General features: G+C 61.2%; 3 protein-coding genes and 1 pseudogene. 2 read left to right on the top strand and 2 right to left on the bottom strand.

Annotated elements, in window-relative coordinates; all coding sequences use genetic code 11:
* Positions 1-304: pseudogene (locus WCA53_RS03600) on the top strand (hypothetical protein); the annotation flags it as partial.
* A complete protein-coding gene (locus tag WCA53_RS03595) occupies positions 301-1,026 on the top strand; it encodes an IS6 family transposase (RefSeq protein WP_423905542.1) in 726 nt (241 codons plus the stop codon). The pseudogene WCA53_RS03600 and the gene WCA53_RS03595, both read left to right, overlap by 4 nt.
* A gap of 62 nt (positions 1,027-1,088) precedes the next feature.
* On the opposite strand, the gene WCA53_RS03590 is transcribed toward WCA53_RS03595, so the two are convergent.
* Positions 1,089-2,522 carry an efflux transporter outer membrane subunit gene (locus WCA53_RS03590; RefSeq protein WP_423905540.1) on the bottom strand — a complete coding sequence of 478 codons (1,434 nt, stop codon included), beginning with the start codon at positions 2,520-2,522 and terminating at the stop codon, positions 1,089-1,091.
* Positions 2,519-3,469, bottom strand: a 951-nt coding sequence (locus WCA53_RS03585) for an HlyD family secretion protein (protein WP_423905538.1), incomplete at its 5' end; no start/stop codon positions are given. The genes WCA53_RS03585 and WCA53_RS03590, both read right to left, overlap by 4 nt.

Raw genomic sequence — 3,469 nt, 5'->3', positions numbered from 1 at the left:
CGATGTCGACGGCATGATGCTCACCGATAACACGCTCGTGATGTTACCGCCGCATCTTGGTACGCACGTCATTGCGTCAACGGCACCGGGCGAGCGGGTTCGCATCGTCGGCGACACGACGCCCGGTGGCACCGTGCGAGCGCAACAGATCATCAACGATCGAACCGGCCACGCTATCGCAGACCAGCCGCCGCCTCCGCGTTCGCCGAGGGAATTGCGTGGCACCGGGCTGGTGAGGTTTTGTCGCGTTAAGGCGGGAGAGGTAGTATTCGAGCCTGACAAATATGCCTTGGCTGGCCGATGAAGAAGACCCAAAAACCGAGAAAGTCGCTTTCCGCGGGCATCGCCCGAGTGCTAAAGCGCCTGCACTATCCGCTCGATGTGATGTTGCTGTGCGTGCGGTGGTACGTCGCCTACTCACTGAGTTTGCGTAATCTCGAAGAAATGATGGCCGAGCGCGGTATTGAGGTTGATCATTCCACGGTGCATCGTTGGGTGATCAAGTTGGTGCCGCTGTTCGAGAAGACGTTCCGTAAGCACAAACAGCCGGTAGGCAAGAGCTGGCGAATGGACGAAACGTATATCAAAGTCAAAGGCCAGTGGAAGTACCTCTACCGGGCGGTGGACAAGGCGGGTAAAACCATCGATTTCCTGTTCAGAGCCAAGCGCGACAAGGTGGCAGCGCGGCGCTTCTTTGAAAAATCGATCGCTCAGAACGGTGCCCCTGAGACGGTAACCATCGACAAAAGCAGTTCCAATCTGGCCGCGTTGCACGCGGTGAACGCCGAGCGCGAAACGTCCATCAAGATCCGTCAGGTGAAGTACCTCAACAATATTGTTGAGCAAGACCATCGGGCCATCAAACGCATCACTCGGGCGATGCTGGGGTTCAAGAATTTCTGCTGCGCGCGCGTCATTCTGAGTGGCGTCGAATTAATGCACATGATCAAGAAAGGGCAGATGAAATGTCGGGCCGAGACTCCCCTGTCTCCCGCACAGCAGTTCTACCTAAATTTTCATAAGTAATCCTCTTCATATCACCACTGCTTGATTGACCCGCTGACCTTACTGCGACAGAGCCACATGGATTAGGGCACGTAGTCGGTTCGCTGCAATGTGGTCGACGGCGTTGGGTCGAAGCTTCCGCCGAGCGCGAGATATAGGCGGATGCGGTTCACGCGCTGGAGACCCAGTAATTTGAGCAGGTCCGCTTCGGCGGCGAGCTCGTCCGTCTGCAGGTTCGAGACCCACAACAGGTCTCTGCGACCGGCCTTGTATTGCACGGTCGCGATGCGCACGGCCTCGATGCGCGCATCGACGGCGCTCTTGTCCAGCGGCAATTGTTTCGCCAGCAACTGGTCGTTCGCGAGCGAGTTCTCGACCTCGCGGAATGCCGTCAGCACTACATTGCCGTAGTGGGCCACCGCCTGCGACTGATGCGCGGTGGCAATCTTGACCTGGGCTTGCAGCGCTCCACCCGTGTAGATCGGGATCGACGCACCGATCGCGGCGGTCGCAAGCCAGGGATTGAGGCGCAGTGTGGAGAGGAGCGGGTCACCGAGCCGGCCGCCCGCGAACGAGAAGGAGAAGTCAGGGAGCAGCGCCAGCTTCGCCGCTTCCTCCTGACGAAACGCGGCAAGCACCTCGCGCTCCGCGCCGACGAGGTCGGGACGGCGTTCGAGCAGGGCTGCGGGTAGGCTTGTCGCCGGAGGTGTCGGCAGGAGGGGATAGGTTGTTGCAACTTCGATCTCCGCGGCGGGATAGCGCCCGAGCAGCACTTCCAGCGCACGGCGCACTTCGCCGTACGATTCGCGCTCGGCCTCCACGGCACTGAGCGCCGTTTCGACCTTGGCGCGTATGTCGGCCACGTCGAGGTCCGAGTCCTTGCCCGCAGCGCGCCGCGCCGCGACGAGGTTAAACAGCTGGCGGTAGATGCCGACGGCTTGTTCGGCGAGGTCGAGCAGCTGTCTCGTTTCGATCGCGAGATACCAGGTCCGGGCCACCGTTGCGGCCAGCGACTGCCGTGCGTACGCATAGTCCAGCGCGGTCGCTTCATACCCCGCTTCCACAGCGGCTCGCTGGGCGCGTAGCTTACCCCACACATCCAGCTCCCAGGCCACGCTTGCGAAGGCGATCGTCGTGTTGGAGTTGCTGTTGTGATCCGTGTCGCGGGTGGTCCGCCCGCCCAGTACCGCGCCAATCTGTGGCAGCAGTTGGGCGCCGACCACGACCACCGATTGCTGCGCGATCGTCACCCCGTCCGCTGCCTGGCGCAAGTCGAGGTTGTTGGCGATCGCTTCGGCGACGATCGCATCGAGCATCGGATCGTCGAGCGACTTCAACCAGTCGTCGGCAACGGGAGCGCGGCTTGCATCTGACTTCCATCCAGGCGGGATGCTTGTGCCCTTGGGCAAGGCCTCGTTCACCACGTCGCTGTGCTGCGGCGGCGGCGCCAGCGCGCAACCGGCGATCTGCGCAGCAAGGAACACGACGACGAACGACAGCGCGCGCATCATCATCATCCCGCAAATGGATACAGCCAGTTGTACCACGTGTAGGAGCGGATCGCGATCTTGCGCAGCGCGTCGAAGCTGCTGGTCGTGCTCGTGTAGATCGCCGCGCGCCCTTGCGTGCCGATTGGAAACTTGGCCTGGTCCGGATCGTCCAGCGTGATCGCCACTGCGAACTGCCCTTGCGGAATCTCGTTCGGCGCAAAGTTGAAGCTCGGCAGCGTGCCGCTGGGGAGCATTTGTCCCGCGCCGCTCCCTTGCCAGATCGCCTCGACTCTGCCGGCCCAGATCTGCCCCGGATAGAGATCCAATGCTAGTTCTACCGGCTGCCCGGGCTTCACGTACTTGAGATTTTCCTGGAAAAAATTGGCCAGAACGAAGCGATCGGCATCGCAGATAAACGACGCGATCGCGCCGAAGCGGATGTCACCGGCCACCATCCCGGGCCGGACCTGAAGATTGATAATGTAACCGTCCTCCGGCGCGACCATCAGCGTGTTGTCGAGGTAAAAGCGTGCCTGCTCGAGTTCGGCCTGGATCGACGCCACCGTCGTATTCACGCCGCCGATGTCTGATTGGTACTTGAGCTGCGAACGCTGCTGCTCGGCCTGCGCCTCCTTGATCGCAGCGCTGTTCGCGGCAACTTGCGCGCTCCACTTCTGCGCATCCTCCTCGGGACCCGCGCCCGTCTTCGCCAGATTGACGGAAAGCTTCTCCTGATACCTGGCGTAATCGAGTTCGCTGTTCAGCTTGACGATTTTTTCGGACGCCACCTGGATGTCGGCCTTCATGATCAGCACGTCCTGCTTTGCCTGCGCAAGTTGCGCCTCCAACTGCTTGACCTTTGCTTCGTATATACGCCTGTCGAACTGGAACAGCGGCGTACCTTTCTTGACGTGGACGTTCGGTTTCACCAGCACAGCCGTGACGAGCGTCGGCTCCGACAGGCGCGGCGTGAG

Origin of the sequence: Caballeronia sp. (assembly GCF_049581465.1) — a bacterium.
In the GTDB taxonomy this organism is placed as follows: Bacteria; Pseudomonadota; Gammaproteobacteria; order Burkholderiales; family Burkholderiaceae; genus Caballeronia.
The sequence above is the reverse complement of the archived record's forward strand: the minus strand, read 5'-3'. Positions and strand labels throughout refer to the sequence as shown.

Excerpts from the sequence above, each read along its gene's own strand:
- WCA53_RS03595 (WP_423905542.1), top strand. The coding sequence starts at position 301 with ATGAAGAAGACCCAAAAACCGAGAAAGTCGCTTTCCGCGGGCATCGCC.
- WCA53_RS03590 (WP_423905540.1), bottom strand. The coding sequence starts at position 2,522 with ATGATGATGATGCGCGCGCTGTCGTTCGTCGTCGTGTTCCTTGCTGCG.